The organism is Curtobacterium sp. SL109, assembly GCF_026672405.1.
In the GTDB taxonomy this organism is placed as follows: Bacteria; Actinomycetota; Actinomycetes; order Actinomycetales; family Microbacteriaceae; genus Curtobacterium.
In genome coordinates, this window is the sequence record NZ_JAPPRB010000002.1 from 3,584,831 (window position 1) to 3,608,511 (window position 23,681).

18 protein-coding genes are annotated in these 23,681 nt (G+C 72.2%); 5 read left to right on the forward strand and 13 right to left on the reverse strand.

Annotation, left to right across the window (positions count from 1 at the left end; genetic code table 11):
* Positions 1–3: 3 nt before the first annotated feature.
* The 7 genes from OVA28_RS18365 to mvk all read right to left on the reverse strand — a co-directional run bounded on the left by OVA28_RS18365 (position 4) and on the right by mvk (position 6,715).
* Entirely contained in the window at positions 4–909 is a 906-nt protein-coding gene (locus OVA28_RS18365; RefSeq protein ID WP_268098012.1) for a hypothetical protein, read from the reverse strand.
* A complete protein-coding gene (locus OVA28_RS18370) occupies positions 909–1,364 on the reverse strand; it encodes a hypothetical protein (protein ID WP_268098013.1) in 456 nt (151 codons plus the stop codon). The genes OVA28_RS18365 and OVA28_RS18370 overlap by 1 nt, the downstream gene beginning before the upstream one ends.
* 64 nt (positions 1,365–1,428) lie before the next feature.
* Positions 1,429–2,592: a hydroxymethylglutaryl-CoA synthase gene (locus OVA28_RS18375; protein WP_268098014.1), complete on the reverse strand. Its 1,164-nt coding sequence runs from the start codon at positions 2,590–2,592 to the stop codon at positions 1,429–1,431.
* The gene (locus OVA28_RS18380) at positions 2,589–3,668 is read right to left on the reverse strand and encodes a hydroxymethylglutaryl-CoA reductase (protein ID WP_194661596.1); all 1,080 of its coding nucleotides are present in this window, start codon (positions 3,666–3,668) and stop codon (positions 2,589–2,591) included. Before OVA28_RS18380 ends, OVA28_RS18375 begins: the two co-directional genes overlap by 4 nt.
* Positions 3,655–4,743, reverse strand: a complete 1,089-nt coding sequence (locus OVA28_RS18385; RefSeq protein WP_268098015.1) for a phosphomevalonate kinase — start codon at positions 4,741–4,743, stop codon at positions 3,655–3,657. The genes OVA28_RS18380 and OVA28_RS18385 overlap by 14 nt, the downstream gene beginning before the upstream one ends.
* The gene (mvaD, locus tag OVA28_RS18390; RefSeq protein WP_268098016.1) at positions 4,740–5,738 is read right to left on the reverse strand and encodes a diphosphomevalonate decarboxylase; all 999 of its coding nucleotides are present in this window, start codon (positions 5,736–5,738) and stop codon (positions 4,740–4,742) included. Before mvaD ends, OVA28_RS18385 begins: the two co-directional genes overlap by 4 nt.
* Positions 5,738–6,715, reverse strand: coding sequence for a mevalonate kinase (gene mvk / locus OVA28_RS18395; protein ID WP_194661594.1), 978 nt, complete (start codon positions 6,713–6,715; stop codon positions 5,738–5,740). Before mvk ends, mvaD begins: the two co-directional genes overlap by 1 nt.
* 95 nt (positions 6,716–6,810) lie before the next feature.
* On the opposite strand from mvk, the gene OVA28_RS18400 reads away from it, so the two are divergent.
* From OVA28_RS18400 to OVA28_RS18410, 3 genes are read left to right on the forward strand one after another with little or no spacing between them, the layout of a single operon-like run.
* A complete protein-coding gene (locus tag OVA28_RS18400; protein ID WP_194661593.1) occupies positions 6,811–7,266 on the forward strand; it encodes a MarR family winged helix-turn-helix transcriptional regulator in 456 nt (151 codons plus the stop codon).
* Positions 7,267–7,292: 26 nt separating this feature from the next.
* Positions 7,293–7,715, forward strand: a complete 423-nt coding sequence (locus OVA28_RS18405; RefSeq protein WP_071278111.1) for an organic hydroperoxide resistance protein — start codon at positions 7,293–7,295, stop codon at positions 7,713–7,715.
* Positions 7,716–7,733: 18 nt separating this feature from the next.
* Entirely contained in the window at positions 7,734–8,708 is a 975-nt protein-coding gene (locus OVA28_RS18410) for a zinc-binding dehydrogenase (protein WP_268098242.1), read from the forward strand.
* A 95-nt stretch (positions 8,709–8,803) separates the two neighbouring features.
* Here the strand turns inward: OVA28_RS18410 and OVA28_RS18415 are convergent, their stop codons facing one another.
* From OVA28_RS18415 to OVA28_RS18435, 5 genes are all read right to left on the reverse strand, one after another.
* Positions 8,804–9,274: a hypothetical protein gene (locus OVA28_RS18415; RefSeq protein WP_268098017.1), complete on the reverse strand. Its 471-nt coding sequence runs from the start codon at positions 9,272–9,274 to the stop codon at positions 8,804–8,806.
* Positions 9,275–9,509: 235 nt separating this feature from the next.
* Positions 9,510–10,409 carry an NmrA family NAD(P)-binding protein gene (locus tag OVA28_RS18420; RefSeq protein WP_268098018.1) on the reverse strand — a complete coding sequence of 300 codons (900 nt, stop codon included), beginning with the start codon at positions 10,407–10,409 and terminating at the stop codon, positions 9,510–9,512.
* A 100-nt stretch (positions 10,410–10,509) separates the two neighbouring features.
* Entirely contained in the window at positions 10,510–11,472 is a 963-nt protein-coding gene (locus tag OVA28_RS18425) for an NAD-dependent epimerase/dehydratase family protein (protein WP_268098019.1), read from the reverse strand.
* Positions 11,469–14,192 carry an alpha/beta fold hydrolase gene (locus tag OVA28_RS18430; protein ID WP_268098021.1) on the reverse strand — a complete coding sequence of 908 codons (2,724 nt, stop codon included), beginning with the start codon at positions 14,190–14,192 and terminating at the stop codon, positions 11,469–11,471. The genes OVA28_RS18425 and OVA28_RS18430 overlap by 4 nt, the downstream gene beginning before the upstream one ends.
* A complete protein-coding gene (locus OVA28_RS18435) occupies positions 14,189–15,262 on the reverse strand; it encodes a 3-oxoacyl-ACP synthase III (protein WP_194661823.1) in 1,074 nt (357 codons plus the stop codon). The genes OVA28_RS18430 and OVA28_RS18435 overlap by 4 nt, the downstream gene beginning before the upstream one ends.
* A 142-nt stretch (positions 15,263–15,404) precedes the next feature.
* Here OVA28_RS18435 and OVA28_RS18440 point away from each other — a divergent pair, with 142 nt between their 5' ends.
* Complete coding sequence (locus tag OVA28_RS18440; protein WP_268098022.1) at positions 15,405–20,417, forward strand: Ig-like domain-containing protein; 5,013 nt, start codon at positions 15,405–15,407, stop codon at positions 20,415–20,417.
* A 161-nt stretch (positions 20,418–20,578) separates the two neighbouring features.
* Positions 20,579–21,505 carry a LysM domain-containing protein gene (locus tag OVA28_RS18445; RefSeq protein WP_268098023.1) on the forward strand — a complete coding sequence of 309 codons (927 nt, stop codon included), beginning with the start codon at positions 20,579–20,581 and terminating at the stop codon, positions 21,503–21,505.
* Between the two features lie 338 nt (positions 21,506–21,843).
* On the opposite strand, the gene pgi is transcribed toward OVA28_RS18445, so the two are convergent.
* On the reverse strand, positions 21,844–23,562 hold the full coding sequence (pgi, locus tag OVA28_RS18450) for a glucose-6-phosphate isomerase (protein WP_268098024.1): 1,719 nt from the start codon (positions 23,560–23,562) through the stop codon (positions 21,844–21,846).
* Positions 23,563–23,681: the final 119 nt, after the last annotated feature.

Consider the following 23,681-nt stretch of genomic DNA (forward strand, 5'->3'; position numbering starts at 1 on the left):
CGCTCATCCGACCAGGCTCCGCGCCAGCACGGACTCCGCCGACCGCACCTGCCCCGCCTCGGCCGGACTCAGCGTCTGCCCCTGCACCTCGGCGTCGCGGATCGCGATCACCAGGTCGTAGGCCCGCACGCGCGGGTCCCCGCGCCGGCCCCGGCCGCGCAGACCGTGCCGACGGGCGATGCGCTCCAGCCGACGGCCGTGGCGGACGTACTCGGCGTCGCGGCTCCACCGCCGCATGGTCAGGGACGCCATGGCGGCCACGATGAGCACGATCCCGACGTAGAAGGGCGGGTCGAAGAGGAAGCGGAGCACCACCCGGGTCGGCTCGTCGAACAGCCCGAAGTGGTCGGCCGCCATCGAGAGCAGCTCGTCGACGCTCGCCACCAGCACGAGCACCAGCCCGACGCGGAACACCACGAGCGCCCCGGGGCTCCGCAGGACACCGCGCACCAGGGTCGACGCCGCGAGCGCTCCCACGACGCACATGTAGATCGTCCCGTACAACCAGGTCGGCGTCTGGTGCAGCTCGTCGATGAGGAACGTGAACACCGTGCCGCCGCGGTCCTGGATGAACAGGAACGGCACCGTGAACGCGGCGAGCATCACGACGATCGACAGCGGCCGCGCGAGCAGGGGCCGTTCGGGCAGGTCCTGCGTGCTCGCGCGGAGCATCAGCCAGAACGCGGTGGCGGCGAGCAGGTTCTGCGCGAGGTTGATGACGTTCGTGCCACCGAGCAGCGCGTCGAGGTCCCGCTGGGGCACGACGCTGCCGAGCGTCAGGAGCCCGAGCGCGCCGACGCCCGTGGCCGCCCAGGTCGCACGCCCCTGGGGGTTCCGCCACACGTGCCGTGCGCGCAGCAGGAAGATCAGTGCCGCGCACCAGAACGTGGCGGCGTGCAGGGCGACCACTACCCGTAGGTCCGCTCGTCGGCGTCGACGGTGCCGGCGAGCAGCACCTGCGCGAGGTCGTACGCGAACGCCTCGGCGAAGTGCTCGTCCGCACCGCCGGCGCCGATCAGGTCCGGCCGGTCGTCGAGGGACCGCTGGCAGACGTGCCCGCCGGAGACCCAGCTGTCGAAGCCGAGCTGCGTCGTCGGCGGGGCACCGGTGTCCCCGCGGACCAGGTGCCCGAGCTCGTGCAGCACGCAGTGCATCCGGTACAGCGGCGGGGCGGTGGTCGGCACCAGGACCATCGCCTCGTGGTCGTGCTGCGCCACGAGGGCGGTCAGGCCGCCCCAGCCCGGTCCGTCGACGTCGACGACCCGGACGGGTTTGCCGACGCGTCCCGCGACGGCGTCGACCACGTCCGACAGGCGCGGGGCCGGCGGGAGCGACGCGACGAGGTCGCGGACCTGGTCATGCATCGTCATCCCCTCGCACTCGTCATGACAACGATACGGGAGGCTCGGGGTGCTCCAGACCCGCGGCTCAGGCCGCGGGGGTGGTCGCCTCGTAGTGCCGTGCGCCGCCGAGGACGCCGGCGAACCGGAACGGGGCCGCCGTCACGCGCGGACGGTCGACGTCCTTGCTCGTCGCCGCACCGTCGGCGTGCAGCGCGCGGTAGGCGTCGACGGTCAGCGGCACGCGGGCATCGAGGTCCGCACGGACCGCTCCCTGGCGACGGTGCTCGCGGTACCCGGGACGCACGACCCCGGTGATGAGCTCCCCGACGCTGCCCGAGCCGTAGCTGAACATCCCGATGCGGGTGCCGTCGAGGTCGTCGTCGAGGTCGAGCACCGCCGCGAGCGCGATCCAGAGCGACGCCGTGTACGTGTTGCCGACCTGCCGGTTGTACGTGAAGCCGGTCTGCAGCTCGGTCTCGTCGAACGGCACGCCGACGTGCTGGGTGAGCTTGCGGTGGGCCTTGAGGGCCATCTTGGTGAAGGGCTGGTGGTGCACGAAGCGGTCGATCATGTCGTACGCGGGGCCGCCCCGCGCGGCGAGGTCGTCCCACGCGCCGATGAAGGCGTCGACGTAGGCGCTGACGGACAGCCGCCCGTCGACCAGCGCAGTGGAGCGGTCGTTCGGCCGCCAGAAGTCGTCGACGTCGGCGGTGAACAGCCCGGACAGCGGCTCGATCTCGATCAGGTCGGGGTCGGCGGACACCAGGACCGCGACCGCCCCTGCGCCCTGCGTGGGCTCGGCGGCGGTGTCGACGTCGTAGCGGGCGACGTCGGCCGCGATGACGAGCACGCGCTCGTCGGGGTTCCGCGCGATGATGCCGAGCGCGAGCTGGAGCGCCGCGGCCCCGCCGTAGCAGGCCTGCTTCAGCTCGACGACGCGGACGGCCTGCGGCAGCCCGAGCAGCCCGTGCACGAAGACGCCGGCGGCCTTGGACTGGTCGATGCCGGACTCGGTGGCGAAGAGCACCGTGCGGATGCCGTCGGAGCCGTGCCGGTCGATGACCTGCTTGGCCGCGGCGGCGCCCATCGTGACGATGTCCTCGTCGGGTGCCGGCACGCTGAAGGCGTCCTGCCCGATGCCGACGTGGTACTTCGCGGGGTCGACGCCGAGCCGTTCGGCCAGGTCGTCCAGTTCGAGCACGTGGTGCCCCGTCGCGACCGCCAGGTCGTGGATGCCGATGGCGCTCATGCTGCGTCGCCGCCCTTCGTCGATCCGGCACGTTCCATCGCGACGTGCGCCGCCATGAGTTCACCGGGGTTGGTCTGCGCAGCGAGCAGGGACAGCTCGCCGCAGAGCACGGTCGCGGCGCAGAGGCCGGCGAGTCGTCGTGCGTTGAGGCCGGGCTCGCGGTCCTCACGGCAACCGAGGCGCACCAGGGCGTCCTCGACGACGGGCAGGTCGTTGCCCTTGCCGTTGCCGACCGTGCCGACGATGAGGTGCGGCAGCGAGCAGGAGAAGTACAGGTCGTCGCCACGGGCCTCGGCGAAGGTGATGCCCTGCGAGCCCTCGACGATGTTGGCGGCGTCCTGCCCGGTGGCCAGGTAGAAGCCGAGGAGCATGTTCGCGTAGTGGGCGTTCGCGGAGCGCAGGGCCCCGGCGATCGTCGACCCGACCAGGTTCTTCGCGGTGTTCAGCTCCACGATCCGCTCGGTGGACGACTTCAGGAAGCGCTCGACGACCATGCCGGGCAGGACGATCTCGGCGATCGTGTGCCGCCCGCGCCCGCGGATGCCGTTCACCGCCGTGGCCTTCTTGTCGGAGCAGAAGTTGCCCGAGATCGACACGTACGACAGCTCCGGCTCCCACGCCAGGATCGTCGGCAGCAGCGTGTCCGCGGCCTGCGTCACCATGTTGTGGCCCGAGGCGTCGCCCGTCGTGAACGCGAAGCGCAGGAACAGCAGGTCCCCGACGATCTCCGGGTGCACCTCGATGAGCTTGGCGAACCGGCTCTGCCCGACGACGACCTGCTCGAGCTCGGCCTGGCGCGCCAGGATCCGACCCGTGGCCATGTGCGCGGCGGCGGCACTCGAGGCCCGCACGACGACCGAGCGGGTCATCCGCTCGTCGACGACCGTCGCGACGATGCCGCCCTCGACCATGCGGGAGATGCGGGCACCGCGGCCGACGGAGGGCCACAGCGGCGACTCGTACGTGGCGAGCGGGACCTCGTGCTCACCCTCGACCGCGTTGCCGCTGACCCGGATCGGTCCGACCCAGCGGGTCGGGATCGGGGTCTGGGTGGTGGTCTTGTCAGCGGTGTGCATCGAGGGGGCCTTCCGGGGGTTGCACGGCGATGGTGAGGTGCCGGATGTTATGGGCCTCCCACTCGCGGAGGATGCTCGGGATGTCGCCGTCCGCGGGGACGAGCGCGATGCCGCAGTCGCCGCCGCCGGCACCGGACGGCTTGGCCGCCCCGCCCGCGCGCTCGACGACGTCGCACAGCGTGGTCAGGCGGTCGGTCTCGATGCTGGACCCGACGGAGTCGCCGAGTCGCTGCATGAGTCCGCGGGCCCGGCGGAGCGCGTCGAGCGTACGCTCGGCGTCGCCGGTCTGGAGGCCCGTGGTCAGGTCGTCGACGCAGCTGCGGCTGTCGTCGAGGAACGTCGCGTAGCCGCCGTTGCGGTGCCGACGCACGGCACCGACGAGCTTCGTGGTGGACGCCGGCGAGCCGGTCCAGCCGACGAGCAGCCGCAGGTCCTCGGGCTCGGGCAGGCGTTCGACGTCGAAGCCCTCCCACGCGTCGGCGTCGTGCAGGATCTCGGACACGGTGCGGGTCTCGAGGTGCTCGGCGAGGCGCTCGCGGTCCGGGGCGCTGTAGCGGAGCCACCCGCCGAAGGTGCTCGCGGCGAGGTCACCACCGGACGCGCGGGGGTTCACCCGGATGGTGGCGAGCAGGGCCGTCTGGAAGCGCTGGCGCTGGGTCAGCCCGAGGCCGTAGAAGCGGTCGAGGGCACCGACGGTCGCGACGGTCACGGCGGCGGACGACCCGAGGCCGAACTTGCGCCCGCTGGCGTCGTCGAGCTGGCTCATGATGCGCAGGTCGTGGAAGCGCGGTTCGATCCCGAGCTCGGCACGGAGCTTCTCGACGAGGTCGATCGTCGCCATCACGTAGTCGTAGGGGTGGTGCTCGCGGTCGAGCGCCAGGCCGTCCTCGGCCCGGGTCCACGTCAGCGGCAGGTGTCCGTACTCCTCGGAGTGCACGCTGCCGGCGCCGTGGCCCTCGGCGACGGTGGCCGTGATGGCGCGGTCGAGGGCGATGAGCACGGACGGCTGCCCGGGCTCGACGACGGCGTACTCTCCGGCGACGAACAACTTGCCGTGGGCGCGGAACTCGATCACTCGGCGGTCTCCTTCTGGACGGGCTGGCTCCCCGTTCCTTCGGAGCGGACCACACGTGCGGCGGGTCCCGTGCCGGACTCGATGACGTCGCCCAGGTGCCCGAGCGCAGACGCCACGGCGCCCCGGTCCTCGGGCTTCGTGAGCACGACGACGTTCGGTCCGGCGTCGGCGGTCGCGTAGGCCTCGACGCCCGATGCGCGCAGCTCGGCGACGGCGTCGAACACCGCGACGCTGCGGGCCGTGAGGTAGCGGATGGGCGGGAACGAGCCCTCGATCGTGGCGTGCATGCGGAGCGCGTTGCTCTCGGTGAGCTCGCCCACGCGGGTGAAGTCCCCCGCGGCGCAGGCGTCGAGCATGTCGGTGACGGTCGTGGTCGTCGAGGTCACCCACGCCGGGTAGAACGGCGACGTCGCGATCGTGCGGCGCATGGCCTCGCGCGAGCCGATCTCCTTCGGGCCGTGGTTGATCGTCACGACGACCATGGCCATGGGCGGCGCCGGGATCGTCTCGGCGAACGAGCCCTGGTCGTCGCCCGCGTGCCAGACGGACACCCCGCCGGGGATGGACCGCGTCGCAGACCCCGATCCGCGTCGAGCGAGCCGGGACAGGTCACGCTCGGACAGGTCGAGGCCGTAGGCGGCCGCCGCCGCGGTGGCGAGCGCCGCGAAGCCGGAGGCGCTCGAGGCCAGGCCGGCACCCGTCGGCACCGTGTTCGTCGACTCGACGGACGCGCGCGCGTCGCTGCCCGCGAGCTCCCGGACCAGGTCGAGGAACCGCTCGACGCGTGTCAGGGGACCGTCGTCGACGACGCGACCGTTCAGGACGAACGCATCACGGGCCTCCTGGCTGTCCTGCAGGGTGACGGAGGTCGTCGTCGGGAAGACGTCGAGGCCCATCGAGACGCTGCCCGTCGCGGGCAGCGCGAGGTCGGCGTCCGCCTTGCCCCAGTACTTCACGAGGGCGATGTTGGGGTGCGCGACGGCGGTGGCGGTCATCAGGCACGGTCTCCGATCCGAGTGGTCCAGGTGGCGGTGGCACCGGCGGCACGGAGCGCGTCGGCGATCCGGACCGCGTGGTCGCCGTCGGCGGCGAGTGTGAGGACGCAGCCGCCCCGTCCACCGCCCGTGAGCTTCGCGCCGAGGGCGTCCGCGCTGCGGGCGGCGCCGACGAGGCGGTCGAGGTCGTCGCTCGACACGTCGAGGGTGGTCAGCAGTGCGTGCGCGGCGTCCATGGTGGCACCGAGCGCCTGGGCATCGCCGTCGACCAGTGTCCCCCGTGCGCGTCGGGCCAGGTCGCCGATCTGTCCGATCACCGCATCGACCTCGGCGGGGGCCCGGTCGTGGTGCTCGCGGACGGCGGCGACGGCACCGCGGGTGTGGCCGGGCACGCCGGTGTCGGCGACGACGAAGACGAACTCACCGGTGACGTCGACGGGCTCGACGTGGCCGTCCTCGAACCAGACGGGCACGTCCGCGACGACCCCGCGGGCGTCGAGTCCGGACGGCCGACCGTGGGCGACGCGCTCGCACTCCTGGATCAGGTCGTGGTGGGTCTGCGCGTCGAGCGTCACCCCGAGGGCGTCGGCGACGGCGGCCGTGACCGCGGCGGCGACGGCTGCGCTCGAGCCCATGCCGCGGGCGGTGGGCACGTCGCTGTCGACCCGCACGTGGAAGTGCTGGTCCGTGACGCCGAGGTGGCGCAGGGTGGCGGTGACCGCCGTGACCGTGGGCAGGACCGCGGCGGGGGCGAGGTCGAGCGGACCGGTGTGCACCGCGGACTCGAGCCCGTGGCCGCTGCTGCCCGGGGTGGGCGTGACCGTGGCCGTGACCCGGACGTCGTTGACCGGGAGCACGAGGGCGGGTGCGCCGTACACCACGGCGTGCTCGCCGATCAGGATCGTCTTGCCGTGGGACGTCGACGAGCCGACTCGCGGGGTCGTCGTTCGTGCCGAGGCTGGGTGGTTGCTGGTCATCGTTGGTCCCGTCAGCCTAACGGCCTCGCTGCGCGACCGCTCAGCAGGCGCACGGAAAGGTTGTGCGCAACCCGGTTGTGTGCGACGGTGGAGTCATGCCCGTGACCGACGAGATGGTGTGCTTCTCCCTCTACGCAGCGACCCGCGCCACCACGCAGGCCTACCGCTCCATGCTCGAGCCCTGGGGGCTGACCTACCCGCAGTACCTCGTCCTCGTCACCCTGTGGGTGGAGGGCGACCAGACCGTCTCGGGCCTCGGGGAGCACCTGCAGCTCGACTCCGGCACCCTGTCGCCGCTGCTGCGCCGCATGGAGCAGTCGGACCTGGTGCGCCGTGAGCGTCGCAGTGCCGACGAGCGCGTCGTCACCGTGACCACCGGCGAGCGCGGGCGTGCCCTGCGGGGCGAGCTCGCCGACATCCCCGGGCGGATCGCCGCCGGCACGGGGCTGCCCGACGAGCGTGCCGCCGCCGAGCTCATCCAGACCCTGCACCGTCTGACCGAGACGATGCACGCCGCCGCTGCGCCCGCCCCGGCGCCGACGGACCACTGACCCCACGAAGGAAAGGAACCTCCACCATGGACGTCCTCTACACCGCAGAAGCCATCTCCACCGGAGAGGGCCGGAACGGCCACGTCGCCACCAGCGACGGCCGCGTCGACCTCGACATGGCGATCCCGAAGGACATGGGCGGCTCCGGCAACGGCGCCAACCCCGAGCAGCTCTTCGCCGCCGGCTACGCCGCGTGCTTCCACTCCGCACTGCAGGGCGTCGCCCGCTCGCAGAAGGTCAAGGTCACCGACTCGTCCGTCGGCGGTCGCGTGCAGATCGGCCCGAACGGCCAGGGCGGCTTCCAGCTCGCCGTCATGCTCGAGGTCGTCATCCCGGGCATGGACCACGACCAGGCCCAGGCCCTCGCGGACGCCGCCCACCAGGTGTGCCCGTACTCGAACGCGACGCGCGGCAACATCGACGTCACCATCACCGTCTCGGAGGACTGACCCATGACCGACTCCACCATGCGCGCCGTCGTCCACGAGACCTTCGCCGAGCCTGCCGACGTCCTGACCGTCGCCGAGCGCCCGGTCCCCCAGCCCGCCGCCGGCCAGGTCCTGGTCCGCACGGTCCTCTCCCCGATCCACAACCACGACCTGTGGACCGTCCGTGGCACCTACGGCTTCAAGCCCGAGCTGCCCGCCCAGTCCGGCACCGAGGCGCTCGGCGTCGTCGAGGCCCTCGGCGAGGGCGTCACGGCCCTCTCCGTCAGTCAGCGCGTCGCCGGTGGGACCTTCGGCGTGTGGGCCGAGTACTACGTCGCCGACGCGGCCGGGCTCATCCCCGTGCCCGAGGCCATGACCGACGAGTCCGCTGCCCAGCTCGTCTCGATGCCGTTCAGCGCCATCAGCCTGCTGCACTCCCTCGACCTGCACGAGGGCGACTGGCTCATCCAGAACGCCGCGAACGGCGCTGTCGGCCGCATGGTCGCGCAGCTCGCCGCAGCGCGGGGCATCAACGTCGTCGGGCTGGTGCGTCGCGCCGCCGGGGTCGACGAGCTCCGCGAACAGGGCATCGAGCGCATCGTCGCCACGGACGCCGAGGACTGGCAGGACCAGGTCACGGCGATCACCGGTGGCGCCCCGATCGTCGCGGGCGTCGAGTCCGTCGGCGGGAAGGCCGCGGCCGACATCGTCTCGACCCTCGCCGAGAACGGCACGCTCGTCGTCTTCGGCGCCATGGCGTCGCCGACGATGGAGATCCCCTCCGGTGCCGTGATCTTCAAGCAGGTCACGGTCAAGGGCTTCTGGGGCAGCGTCGTGTCGCGGACCATGCCCGCCGACACGAAGCAGCAGCTCTTCGGTGAGCTCATCCAGCGCGTGCTGGACGGATCGCTGACGCTCCCCGTCGCCGAGACCTTCGTGTTCGAGGACGTCCGCGACGCGGTCCGCGCCTCGGACACCGCCGGTCGCGTCGGCAAGGTGCTCCTGCGCCCGTAGCGTCTGCCACTTTCGGACGGGAGGCCCGGTGCCAGCTGGCACTGGGCCTCCCGTCGTTCCCGGGGTGCGGTCCGGAGCCGGCTGCGCGGTGTGCCCTACTCGGCGTCGGGCTGCTGGCCGCGCAGGACGTCCCCGAGGGTCGACATCTCGGCGCCGTGGTCCGTGTACCGCCGGACGGTGCGGCGTGCGGCCGTGCGTGCGGCGCCGCTCAGGCGTTCGTTGCGGCGCGCAGCATCGGCGACCCGACCCGCGTGGCCTGCCGTGGAGAGCAGCACGTTCGCCAGCGCTCGGCCGGGGCCCGGGTCGGGGACGCCGCCGACGGACCACGCTGCCCGGACCTGCGCGTCCGGGGACACCCCGCGTCGGGTGCCCATCCGGCGCCAGTCGGAGAGGACCCCCTCGGTGCGGTCGGCGGCCCGGTCGGCCTCGTCCACGCGGCTGTGGTCCTGCGGCGCCGACGCTGCCGACTCGGCGCGGTCCCGCGCGGCGGAGTCGTCACCGCCGGCAGCGGCGATGCGGGCGGCGTGCGCGGCAGCGGCGGCAGCGATGACCTCGGACCTGTCCATGCGACGACCGTACCGCCGACGCCCGACGCCCGCGTCCGGTTCCCCGCGTCCCGCGTCCCGCGTCGTACGTCGTGCGTCGTGCGTCGTACGTCCTGCGTCGACGGGTGGTGGTCGGACGCACGACACCGGTGTCTTCGCACGACGCCGCGATCATCCGCGGCGTCACGCCCGGACACCGGTGTCTCGCGAGCGTCTCGGGGACGACGCTGGCAGGCCGCTGGGTGCGTCGGGAGGGTCAGGCCGCGACGTGCGCTGCCAGGACGTCCTCGACCGTCGTCCACGTGTGGGGACCGTAGCGGTCGTTGTCCACGTGGTGGAGCTCGGCCTCGCCGCTGAACATGCTCACGAAGTACTGCATCCCCTGCCACGCCGGGAAGGGCTCGTCCGGGTCCTTCGACAGGCGGCGCCCGACCTTCGCCATGCCGGAGAGCGTCGTCGCCGTGCCCGCCCACTGCAGACGGAAGGGCGTGCCCGTCAGGCGCGACATCGTGTCAACGACGGACCGGGCGGTGACCTGGTCCCCAGCGACCTCGACGACCCGCGGGGCGTTCGGGTCGAGGGCTGCCGCGGCGGTCACGCGCGCGACGTCGTCCTTCGTGGTGAAGTCGAGGACCTGGTCGGCCGAGGACCAGAACAGCACGCGGCGACGGTCGAACAGGATCATGGGTGCCTGCCCGGTGAGCATGTCGGCGAACGCGCCGTTGAGGACCGACGTGGCGCGGATCGGTGCGGCGTCGAGGGTGGCGGCGAACTCGCGGCGCAGCTCGAAGTTCCGGTTCGTCCCCGGGGTGATGGACCGGTAGTCGGCGGAGTAGTCGGACGGGATGAAGCGCGGCACGCCGGCCTCGACCGCGGCGGCGAGCAGGGCCGTCTGCGCGTCGACGATCACCGAGCGCGTGCCGCTGACCGCGGAGACGACGACCTCGACGTCCGTCAGCGCCGCCACGAGGGCCGCGTGGTCGGTGTACGCCGCGGTGACGACCTCGACGCGGTCGGTGCCGCCGTACTGCTCGGTGGCGGAGGAGCTGCCGGGCCGAGAGAGCACTCGGACCCGGGTGTCGTGGTCGAGGAGTGAGCCGACGATGCGGCCCCCGAGATCTCCGGTGGCGCCGGCGACGAGGACGGTGGTTGTCATGTCCCCGACACTACGGACGCGACGACCGCGTGGCACAGGACGGCAGCCACAGCACGCACGAAGCGGCGCGGGACGTCGGCCAGCGACCCGGCGCGGGACGTCAGCCAGCGAGCCGGCGCAGCCCCTCGTCGATCGACACGCTGGGCTCCCACCGGAGGTCCCGCCGGGTGCGCCGCTGGTCGAACCAGTGCGACGTCGACAGCTGCTCGGCGAGGAACCGCGTCATCGGCGGCTCGTCCGCACCCGGACGGACGCGCCACACGGCCTCGACGAGGGACCCGGCCGCGCGGGCGACACCGGCGGGGACGTGCCACCGCGGCGTGGGCACGCCGGACGCCCGGCAGATGCCGTCGAGCAGGTCCGCGACCGGCCGGGGCTCCCCGTTCGTCACGACGTAGGCGTTGCCGTGGACCTCGTCGGCGTCGGCACGGTCGAGCGCGGCGACCATCGCGGAGGCGGCGTTGTCCACGTAGCAGGAGTCGATGAGCGCGGCGCCGCTGTCGAGCAGCGGGAGTCGCCCTCGTGCGGCACGGTCGACGATCCGTCCGACGAGCTGCGTGTCCCCCGGGCCCCACACCAGGTGCGGTCGGACGGCCACGACGGCGAACCCGGGGGCGTCGGCGGCCAGGGCGAGCAGCTCGGCGGCGGCCTTCGTCCGGGCGTAGTCCCCGCGGGCCTGTGCCGGCGACGCCGGTGCGGCACCGGCGCCGGAGATCGACGACCCGGTGTGCGCGACCGAGGGTGACGACACGAACACGAACCGGGACACCCCGGCCGATCGCGCTGCCGCGAGGAGCGTCCGCGTGCCCTCGACGTTCAACCGCTCGAAGTCGGCGGGGTCGCCGGCGAGCGAGACCTTCGCGGCGAGGTGCACGACCGCCTCCACGCCGTCCACCGCCCGCGCGACCGCAGCCGCGTCGGTCATCGTCCCGAGCGAGTCCGAGACGCCGTCGACCCCCGACGGTCGCCGCTGGAACGTCCGGACCTCGTGGTCGGCGTCCCGCACGGCGCCGGCGACGGCACGGCCGAGGAACCCACTCGCCCCGGTGACGAGGACCCTCACGGCCGCACCATCCGCCCGCCGCTGAGCACCGACGTCGCCCAGCGCGCCAGACGGGTGCGGTCGACCTTCGAGTTGTGGCGGATGTCCGTCGGCAGCACCGGCACGACGAGCACGGCGGCCACGGGGACCCCCGCCGCGGCACGCACGGCTGCGGCGAGGTCCGACGGCGCCAGGCCCGGCTTCCGCGCTGCTGGCACGGTCTCGACGACCGCGACGACCTGCTGGGTGCCGCTGGGTCCGATGCCGGCGACGCCGACCCGTCCCACGCCCTGCACGCGTTCGATGCGCTGCTCGGGCCCGACGGGCGTCAGCACCCCGGACGGCGTCGTGACGACGTGCTGCAGCCGGCCCTCGACCCAGAGCTGCCCGGATGCGTCCAGGTGGCCGACGTCGCCCGTGCGGTGGCCGCGCGGGTCGGTCAGCCCGAGGCGCGACGCCCGGTTCGTCCGCCACAGCCGGTCGTAGGCCTGGCGCACGTGCGGCGCGGCGACGACGATCTCGCCGGTGACGTCGGGCTCGTCGGTGAGGTCACCGGTCGGCGACCCGGACGCGGACAGCGGGGCGATGCGCACCTGCACGGACGCCGCGGGCCGGCCGACGCAGACCCCGCCGGCGCCAGCACCGTCGCCGTCACCGTCGACGACCGAGGCAGCCGCACGGATCGCGGGCAGGTCGACGTCGGTCATGAGCAACCCCTCGGTCATGCCGTAGGGGGTGTGGGCGCTGGCGTTCGGCATCAGCTCGGTCGCCGCGGTCAGCAACGCCGCCGACACGGGAGCGCCCGCCGACAGGAACAGCCGCACGCGAGCGAGCGCCGCCTGCTCGGAGGCGTCGAGCGCACCCGCGGTGGCGACCACGTTCGCGAGCGCGGCCGGCGACAGGAACACCACGGTCGCGTCCGCAGCCACGACGGACGCGGCGACGGCCGACGCGGTGAGCGTGCGGGGCGCGGTGACGTCCATGTCCGGTGCGACCGAGCGGGCTCCGAGCGCTGGTCCGAGCAGCGCGAACGGGGCGAAGCCGGCGACGAGCCCCGTGCCGACACCGATGCCGTACTGCGCCGAGAGCACGTCGCGGACGGCCCCGAGCTGCGCGTGCGTGTAGACGACGCCCTTCGCCGGACCGGTCGACCCGGACGTGAAGAGCACGGCAGCCGGGGTGTCCGACGGCGGGGCGTCCGGCAACGCGGTGCCTGCGGCGAGACGACGGGCACCACGGCGCGCCACCCCGGCGAGCGTGTGCTCCACCCGGAGCGCCGCGCGTGCCGGAGCCGGCAGCGGGAGCGTCGCGATCCGTCGACCGGGCCACCCGAGCGCTCGGGCCGCCGCCAGTCCGGGCAGCGCCCCGATGACCCAGTCCGGCCGGGCGCCCTTCACGGCACGCGTGAGGCCGCGCAGCCCGAGTCCCGCGTCCGCCACGACCACGGTCGCGCCGATCCTGATCGAGCCGTACAGCGCGGCGGTCAGGTCGGCTCCGGGCGTCACGAGCAGCGAGACGCGGTCACCCGGTCGCACCCCGACGTCGAGCAGACCGGCTGCGACCTCGTCGACGCGTCGCGACAGCAGCCGCCAGCTGATCGTCCGGGTGCCGCCCGGCGCCGCCATCTCGACGAGGGCGGCCTCGTCCGAGTCGCGGAGGGCGTCCAGTGCCGCCCACAGTGGCCGGGAAGGCGCGTCAGGACCGGACGGGAGGCTCGGCTCGTCCCCAGCGGGCACGTGGCCCTCCGGCAGGCGGTCGCCCAACCAGTCGAACATCGTGCCGGCGACGTCGGCATCCTCCGGAAGCAGGTGCCCGGCGCCCTCGAAGCGGTGTACGTCGGCGCGCGGCAGCCGGTCGACCAGGTCGTCGAGGTAGCGCTCCAGGAACACCGGGTCCCGCGGCCCCCAGAGCAGCAGTGCGGGGACGTCGAGCGCGGCCACGCCGGACGCGATCCGGTCGAGCTCGCGGGCACTCGGGTGTGCGGCGCCGAGGGGGATGTCGGCGACGAAGCCGCCGATGCCACCACGCCGGGCAGCGCCTCGGTAGGGGGCGCGGAAGCCGTCCGCCACGGCCCGGTCGAGCTTCGGGTGGGCGATCGCCAGCGTCGTCTCGAGGAAGGCAGGCGTGACGACCGTGCCGCGACCGAGCACCTGCGGGCGGAGCGCCAGGCGCAGGGGCGCCGGGACGGGAGCGTCGTCGGGCTGGTGCACCGCCGTGTTGCACGTGGTCACACCGACCACGAGGTCCGGGTGGTCCACGGCCCAGCCGAGGGAGACGACCCCACCCCAGTCGTGGCCGAGGGTGACCACGGGTCCGGTCAGCCCGAGCTCGTCCGTCAGCGCACCGAGGTCCGCGACGCGCTGCGGCAGGCCGCGGAGGACCCCGGTGCGCTCCGAGAAGCCCATGTCGAGCTGGTCGACGGCGACCACGCGCCAGGCCGGACCGCCCGCGGCGGCGACGTCGAGCGAGGTGCGGAGCACCGACCGCCACAGGTACGACCACGTCGGGTTGCCGTGCACGCACAGCAGCGTGCCGACCGGTTCCACCCCCAGCGCAGCCAGGGACCCGGCCGTGTCGAGGACGTGCCAGGTGCGCTCGGCGTGATCCGAGCCTCCCGGCCGGACCGAGCGGTCTGCTGGCACCGTGACCAGGCGCGACCACGCGGGGTCGAGGCCGGGCAGCAAGGGCGGCTGCGTCGCCGGAGCAGTGCTCGCGGCGACGCGGGGCAGCCCCGATGTCACCAGCGGAGTTCCATCATCGCCGTGTTGATGCCGGAGCCGACCCCGCCGAGGAAGACGCGGTCGCCGGGGCGGATGCGTCCGCTCGCGACCTCGTCCGCCAGGGTGATCGGGATCGACGCCGGGCCGACGTTGCCGAAGCGCTCGTACGTGGTGGGGACCTTCTCGCGCGGGACGCCGATGGCCTCGACGAAGGCGTTGGTGTGCACGTCCGAGACCTGGTGCAGGACGTAGCGGTCCATGTCCGCCCAGTCGAAGTGGGCACGGGCCTCGTTCCAGGCCGCGACGACGAGCTCCATGCCGCCCTTGAGCAGCATCTTGGCGTCCGTGAACATGCCGTCGACGCTGCCGACACAGAGGTCGTACCACTGGGTCGCCGCGCGGGTGACGCCGCCCACGATCCGGTGTCCACCCGGGTGCATGTCCGCCGGGCCGAGCACGGCAGCGGCAGCACCGGAGCCGAGCGTCAGGCTGGCGAACTCGCTCATGAAGTCCTTGCGGTTCCGGCCGCCCTGGTTCAGGCGCTCGATCGTGTTGAGCTGCACCTGGTCGGCGTCCTCGCCGTCGACCACGAGCGCGTACTTGATCTGACCGGAGTCGATCATGCCCGCGGCGACGCTCATGGCGTTGACGAACCCGAGGCAGGCGTTCGCGATGTCGAAGTTGATCGCCGACGACGGCAGCCCGAGCCCGTGGTGCAGACGCACGGCGACGGAGGGTTCGAGGTGGGGACGGGTCACCGACGTGTTGATGAGCAGGCCGACGTCCTCGGGCTTGATGCCCGCCTCGGCCATGGCACGGCGTCCGGCGTCGATGGCGGCGTCCTGGAAGGACTGCCCCTCGCCCCAGTTGCGACGCTCCTTGACACCGGCCACCCGCTCGAGCAGCCCCATCGGCAGACGCAGGCGTCGGAGCACCCCGCGGAGCTTCTCCTCGATGTCCGCCGAGGTCGTCACACGCTCGGCCACCGTGGTCGCCACCGAGAGCAGCGCGACGTTGTCGTGCCTCGCCGTCGCGTTGCCGGGCCGCTCGGTTTCAGTGGTCGTCGACTCGTCGACCGGCCGTTCCGTCATGATCGTCACCGATACATACTTCCGCATCTGGCCTGGATGCGCGATCCGGAAGCGTTCGGCGGTCCGTTTCCCGGGAGTGAAGCATTGCGTTCGTCATTGATATTTCGTATGCTTATGCTCACACCCGAGGATCGGAGACCGAATGCCCCCGCGCACCAGAGCCACCACCGCCGCCGCGCTCCTGCTCGCCTTCGCACCGTTGGCCGTGCCCGACGTGGCCGCCGCGACGGAGGCCACGATGGAGGAGCGCTCGACCGACGACGGCTCGGCGCCGGGGGCTGAGCAGCCGCCCGAACTCGAGCAGGCCACGACCCCGGTCGAGCCTGCGGTCGATCCTTCGCCCGCTGCTTCGCCCACTCCGTCGGTCGCTCCGTCGGTCGCTCCGTCACCCGCCGCTTCGCCCGCTCCGAGTGCGACCGCCGTGAACCTCGTCGCAGAGGGCGGGGGCACCGCGACCGCGCTGCCCGGACAACAGGTCGACGACAACTCCTCGCTGAACATCAAGAACCGCGGAAGCGTCGCGGTGCCCAACCGGAAGCTCGACATCCAGTGGACGATCACCGGGCCGGCCACCTTCCCGGCGAGGCTCCCGTGGGCGGTCTCCAACGTGGGGACGGCCAACGTCGTCGGCTGTACCTACAGTGCTGACCGCAAGACGAACACCTGCGTCAACGCGAACCCGCACGCGCTGAGCACCGGAGGCGCCAACTTCGCTCACATCCGCGTGCCCTTCAAGGTCGACGCCGATGCGATGCCCGGTGACCAGATCACGCTCGTCGGCTCCTTCGTGCCCAACCCGGAGTCCGGCTTCGAGAACACCAGCACGCAGACCTCCACCACCCTCGTCATCACGGTCGCCCTCACCGCTGCCGTCATCAACGAGCCGTCGACGAAGGTCGGCCCGACGCCGGTCATCCGTGGGCGTGGCGTCCCCGGCGGGACCATCGACCTGACCGTGGGCGACCAGCCCCTCGTCACCGTGCCGGTCGAGGACGACGGCACGTGGATGTTCCCCGTCACCGAGGCCCTGCCCGAGGGTCCGGTGACCGTCACCGCCCTGCAGCACCGCAACGGCATGACGGCGACGCCGACCGTCGCGACCCTGGACGTCGACGCGACCGCCCCCGACGCTCCGGTCGTCGACGACCCCGGAACCCTCACCGACCCGACCGGCCCCATCACCGGGTCCGCCGAACCGCGCTCCACGGTCATCGTCCGCGACCGAGACGGCAACGAACTCGGCAGGGCCACGGCAGAGGCCGACGGGTCCTTCTCCGTGCAGCTCGACGAGCCGCTCCCTGTGGGCACGATCGAGCTCGACGTCGTCGCCGCGGATGCCGTCGGCAACGTCTCCCCCGCCACCGCTGCGACGGCGACCGTCCTCGACACGACCGCGCCCGACGCCCCCGCCGTCGACCGACAGGAGCTCGCGTCGCCGACCGGGCCCGTCGTCGGCACCGCGGAACCGGGCGCCCTCGTGGTCATCCGGGACCAGGACGGGCGGCCCCTGGGGCAGGACCGAGCAGACGACGACGGCGAGTTCGCCGTCCGTCTCGACGCACCACTCGACGAAGGCCCCCACGAGCTCGTCGTCGTCGCCCGGGACGATGCCGGCAACGAGTCCGGCCCGTCGCCGGTCACCGTCGTCGCGCCGGACGTCACCGCACCCGACGCGCCCATCAGCACCACGCCCGAGTCCCTGACTGACGGCACCGGTCCCTTCACCGGCTCCGCCGAGCCCGGCGCGACCGTGATCGTCCGCAACGAGGACGGCGACGAGATCGGCCGTGGCGAGGCAGGACCCGAGGGACTGTTCGAGATCGTGCTCGACGAGCCGCTCGTCGACGGCGCGCACCGCCTCGAGCTCGTCGCATCCGATGCGAGCGGCAACGTCTCCGCGCCGACGCCGATCACCGTCGACGTCGATGACGACGCCCCGGACGCGCCCGTCGTCACCAGCCCGTCGGACCTGGCCGACGGCACCGGACCGATCACCGGCACCGCCGAGCCCGGGGCCACGATCGTGATCCGGGACGAGAACGGCAACGTCATCGGGCAGGACGAAGCCGACGAGGACGGCAACTGGAGCATCGAACTCGACGAGCCCCTCGGCGAGGGCAGGCACGACCTCGAAGTCGTCGCTTCGGACAAGGCCGGCAACACCTCCACGCCGACCGACACCACCGTCGACGTCGACACCAAGGCACCGGACTCCCCCAAGGTGACCAGCCCGTCGGACCTTTCGGACGGCCAGGGCCCGATCAGCGGCACCGCAGAGCCCGGCACCGTCGTGGTCATCCGCGACGAGAACGGCGACGTCATCGGCAAGGACGAAGCGGACGAGGACGGCAACTGGACCGTCGAACTCGATGAACCCCTCGACGAAGGCAAGCACGACCTCGAAGTCGTCGCGTCCGACAAGGCGGGGAACACCTCCACGCCGACCGACACCACCGTCGACATCGACACCAAGGCACCCGACGCACCCGTCGTGACGAGCCCGGCCGACCTCGCCGACGGCACCGGCCCCATCACCGGCACCGCAGAGCCCGGCGCGACCATCGTCGTCCGCGACGAGGACGGCGACGTCATCGGCGAAGGCGAAGCCGACGAGAACGGCAATTGGACCGTCGAACTCGACGAACCCCTCGACGAGGGCAAGCACGACCTCGAAGTCGTCGCTTCCGACAAGGCCGGGAACGCGTCCGACCCCACGAAGACCGCAGTGGACGTGGACACGAAGGCACCTGACGCACCCAAGGTGACCAGCCCTTCCGACCTCGCAGACGGGAAGGGTCCGATCACCGGCACAGCAGAGCCGGGAACGGTGGTCGTGATTCGCGACGAGAACGGCGACGTCATCGGGAGCGACCAGGCCGACGAGAACGGCAACTGGACCGTCGAACTCGACGAACCCCTCGACGAGGGCAAGCACGACCTCGAAGTCGTCGCGTCCGACAAGGCTGGCAATGACTCCGCCGTCACTCCGGTGACGATCGACATCGACACCAAGGCGCCCGACGCCCCGAAGGTCACCAGCCCTGCCGACCTCGCTGACGGCACCGGGCCGATTACGGGTACCGCAGAGCCGGGAACCGTCGTGGTCATCCGCGACGAAGACGGCAACGTCATCGGGCAGGACGAAGCCGACGAGAACGGGAACTGGACCGTCGAACTCGACGAGCCCCTCAAGGACGGCAGGCACGACCTCGAAGTCATCGCGCAGGACGACGCCGGCAACAAGTCAGCACCCACTCCGACCACGGTCGACGTCGACACCAAGGCACCCGACGCGCCTGTCGTGACGAGCCCGTCCGACCTCGCAGACGGGAAGGGCCCCATCACCGGCACCACCGAACCCGGCGCGACCATCATCATCCGCGACGAGAACGGCGACGTCATCGGGCAGGACGAAGCCGACGAGAGCGGCAATTGGACCGTCTCACTCGACGAGCCGCTGGCCGAGGGTAAGCACGACCTCGAGGTCATCGCCCAGGACAAGGCCGGGAACACCTCCGACCCGACAGACACCACCGTCGACATCGACACCAAGGCACCCAACGCGCCCGTCGTGACCAGCCCGGCCGACCTCGCAGACGGGAAGGGCCCCATCACCGGTACCGCCGAACCCGGCGCGACCATCATCATCCGCGACGAAGACGGCAACGTCATCGGACAGGACGAAGCAGACGAGAACGGCAACTGGTCCGTCGAACTCGACGAGCCCCTCACGGACGGCAAGCACGACCTCGGAGTCATCGCGCAGGACGACGCCGGCAACACCTCTGACTCGACGGAGACCACCGTCGACGTGGACACCAAGTCACCCGACGCGCCCGTCGTGACCAGCCCGTCGGACCTCGCCGATGGGAAGGGCCCGATCACGGGCACCGCCGAACCTGGCGCGACCGTCATCATCCGCGACGAGACCGGCGACGAGATCGGCCGCGACACCGCGAACGACAACGGCGACTGGTCCGTCGAACTCGACGAACCCCTCGAAGACGGCAAGCACGACCTCGAAGTCATCGCCGAGGACACGGCCGGGAACGGCTCCGACCCGACGAAGACCACGGTCGACGTGGACACGAACGCACCCGACGCCCCGAAGGTCACCAGCCCGACGGACCTCGCCGACGGACAGGGACCCATCACCGGCACCGCTGAGCCCGGCACCATCGTCGTGATCCGCGACGAGAACGGCGACGTCATCGGCCAGGACGAAACCAACGAGAACGGCAACTGGACCATCGAACTCGACGAACCCCTCAAGGACGGATCCCACGACCTCCAGATCGTCGCTGAGGACAAGGCCGGCAACGCCTCCGACCCGACAGACACCACCGTCGACATCGACACGAAGGCACCCGACGCACCGAAGGTCACCAGCCCCGCCGACCTCGCCGACGGCACCGGCCCCATCACCGGCACCGCCGAACCCGGCACCGTCGTCGTCATCCGCGATGAGGACGGGGAGGAACTCGGCCGCGACACCGCCGACGAGAACGGCAGCTGGACCGTGGAGCTCGACGAACCCCTGACGGACGGCAAGCACGACCTCGAGGTCATCGCCGAGGACACGGCCGGCAACGCCTCCGCCGCCACGAAGACCACCGTCGACGTCGACACCACGGCCCCGGCAGCTCCCGCGCTGGAGCACTTCGACGACATCGTCGACGGCACGGGCATCGTCCGCGGCACCGCTGAACCGGGCTCGACCGTCATCGTCAGCGACGAGGACGGGCGCGAGATCGGCCGCGGCGTCGCCGACCAGGACGGACGCTTCGCCTTCCGCACGGCGCTCCCGCTCGACCCCGGCGCGCACCTGCTCACCGTGGTCGCCGTCGACGAGACGGGCAACACGTCGGAGGGCAGCAGCATGCTCGTGACCCTGGTCCCCGAGAGCACCGTCGAGGACGGAGACCACGAGAGCTCGCCGACGGTGCCTGGCACCACCTCGTCGAGCGGTTCGCTCGGCGCGGCACCCTCCGACGCCTCCCCCACGACGATCCCGTCCCCGATCAGCGCGCAGGACCGCGAGCTGGCGTTCACCGGCGCTGAGCTCGGTGGGTGGCTGTCCGCCGCACTCGCTGCGCTCGGGCTCGGCTTCGTCCTGCGGCTGCTCGGCCGTCGCCGCCGCGACCGCGTCAGCTGAGGCAAGCACACGACCGGGAGGCCCGGCTCGCGTTCCCCACGTCGGGTCGCGAGCCGGGCCTCCCGTCGTTCCGGAATGACCCGATGTGTCCTCCGACGCAGTGTCCGGATCGCCCGCCAGCGCCGCGGGCACGTCCGCTACGATCCCGGACGAGGGGGAACGTGAACACCAGGACCACCAGGATCGCAGCCGTCGCGGCGGCACTCGCACTCACCACGACCGTGGGCGGGTGTTCACTGCTGCGGGGCGGTCAGGACGCGCTGCCGGCACCGTCGCGGTCGACCAGTGCGACGCCGACGCCGACGCCGAGTGCGACCGCCGACACCGATGCGGCCGGACAGACCGAAGCCGACCTGCTCCGGGAGTCCGCGTCGCCTCGACCGCCGACGGCTGCCCCGACCGAGGCACCACGCCCCGCGCCGACCATGTCGTCGATCCCGCCCGGGACCGTCGTCAGCGAAGGGGACGTCGCGTCGCCGAAGGGCAGCGTGCACTTCCACTTCCGAGTGGTGGCCGACCAGGACGACCGGTTCGCCGTGCAGTACTCGGGCTTCACCTCGACGCTGCCCGTCCCGGTGTCGGCCTCGTTCCTCCGCGTCACACCCGCGGTCGGGGACGGCATGAGCCACATCGGTGACGGTGACCAACAGCTCGGCGGAGCGACGACCACCCCCGGCCCGACGGTCTCCGTGCCGATGGCGCAGGCTGGCCACGACCCGTCCTTCCTCGGTGCGCTCGTGACGTACTCGTCCGCGACCCCGGACGCCGCCCTGCCGGTCGAGATCGGGCCGGGCAAGGTGCTCGCCGTGACGCCGCTGTCGTGGTCGGTCCCGGCCAGGACGACCAACGTGCACCCGACGGACAGTGGAGCCGCTCCGGACGCCACGGGCACGGTGCCGTCGACGACCGCCAGCGGGGCGCCGGCGTCCTACGTCGTCGCTCCGGATGACCTCATCGGCGACGTGGCAGCGCGGTTCGGCCTGTCGGTGTCGGACCTCGTCTGGCTGAACCCGTCACTGACGGTGTACGGCGACCAGCAGTACCTCTACGAGGGCACGACGATGAACCTCGACCCGCTCCGACGCTGACCTCGGGCGGGGCCTCTCCGACCCGCTGAACGGTCGCACGCTGTCGCTGGGACGGCTCGTACGAGACGGAACGCGACCGCTCGACGACGCACAGTCGGTGTGTCGTGACCGCTCACCGAACCCGAGACACGGGACCCCGAACCCGAGACCCGAGACCCGATGCCCGGGACCCGGGCCCCGGGCCCCGGGACTCCGCGCCCGGTGAGATCGCACTTCGTGTCGCCTCCGCACGCCGGGACCCGACATGAAGTGCGATCTCACCGCGGGGCACGGCTGGCCCCCGACACGACGACACCCCGCCGCCACGAGGGCGACGGGGTGTCGTGGTGCGCCGGGTGCTACTTACGGAGCTCCAGGTACTTGGCGATGAGCGCCTTGGTCGAGGAGTCCTGGGTCTCGAGGACCGACTGGTCGCCGTCGACCGCGGGGGCGATCTGGAGCGCCAGCTGCTTGCCGAGCTCCACACCCCACTGGTCGAAGGAGTCGATGCCCCAGATGGTGCCCTCGGTGAAGACGATGTGCTCGTACAGCGCGATGAGCTGACCGACGACGCTCGGGGTCAGGGCCGGCGCCAGGATCGACGTCGACGGCTTGTTGCCCGTGAACGTGCGGGCAGCGATGATCGACTCGTCGGTGGTGCCCTCGGCGCGGACCTCGTCAGCCGTCTTGCCGAACGCCAGCGCCTTGGTCTGCGCGAAGAAGTTCGCGAGGAACAGGTTGTGGACGTCCTGGCCGGGCTCGACCGCCTTGCCGTCGCCGGTCTCGTCCTTGAGCGGACGGGCCGGGTTCGCGACGGCGATGAAGTCGGCCGGGATCAGGCGCGTGCCCTGGTGGATGAGCTGGTAGAACGCGTGCTGGCCGTTCGTGCCGGGCTCGCCCCAGAACACCTCGCCGGTGTCCGTCGTGACGGGGGTGCCGTCCCAGCGGACGCGCTTGCCGTTCGACTCCATCGTGAGCTGCTGCAGGTACGCGGCGAAGCGGTGCAGGTACTGCGTGTACGGCAGGACCGCGTGGCTCTGGGCACCGAGGAAGTTCGAGTACCAGACGTTGAGCAGGCCCATGAGGACGGGCACGTTCGACGCGAGCGGGGTGGTGCGCATGTGCTCGTCGATGGTGTGGAACCCGGCGAGGAAGTCCTGCCAGTTCTCCTTGCCGACGGCGACGATCACCGAGGTGCCGATGGCCGAGTCGACGGAGTAGCGGCCGCCGACCCAGTCCCAGAAGCCGAATGCGTTCTCGGGGTCGATGCCGAACGCGGCGACCTTGTCGAGCGCGGTGGAGACGGCGACGAAGTGCTTGGCCACCGCGGCGGTCTTGTCGTTGTCCGACGCGTCCGTCAGCTCGAGCCGCTCCCACAGCCACTGGCGCGCCAGACGGGCGTTCGTCAGGGTCTCGAGGGTGCCGAAGGTCTTCGACGCGACGATGAACAGCGTGGTCTCGGGGTCGAGGTCCGCCGTCTTCTCGTAGATGTCGGTCGGGTCGATGTTCGACACGAAGCGGGCTTCGATGCCGGCCTGCACGTAGGGCTTGAGGGCCTCGTACACCATGACCGGGCCGAGGTCCGAGCCACCGATGCCGATGTTCACGACGGTCTCGATGCGCTTGCCGGTGACGCCCTTCCACGCGCCCGAGCGGACCTGCTCGGCGAACGCGTAGACCTTGTCGAGCGTGGCGTGCACGTCGGCGTCGACGTCCTGGCCGTCGACGACGAAGGGCTTCGCGGGGACGAGCTCGCCGGTGGCCGGACGGCGCAGCGCGGTGTGCAGGACGGCGCGGTCCTCGGTCACGTTGATGTGCTCGCCGGAGATCATCGCCCGGTAGCGCTCGGCGACGCCGGTGTCCTCGGCGAGCTGCAGCAGCGCGTCGAGGATCTCCTTCGTCACGAGGCCCTTCGACAGGTCGACGGTGAGGTCACCTGCCTGGAAGGTGTACGACTCGGCACGGCCGGGGTCGGTGTCGAACCACCCTCGCAGGTCCGGGGAGAAGCCGTCGGCGATGCCGGCGAGCGTCTTCCAGCCTTCGGTCGTCGTGGGGTCGACGGGTGCGGATTCGGTCACGGGGTCCTCCTGAACGCCAGAACTGAGTGGTCCGCGGACCACCGCAACGTTGCGACGCGGGCCGCATCCGAGCGTAGTGCGCCTGCGACGGGCGCGCGCACAGCCCGGCTGGCCTGTGG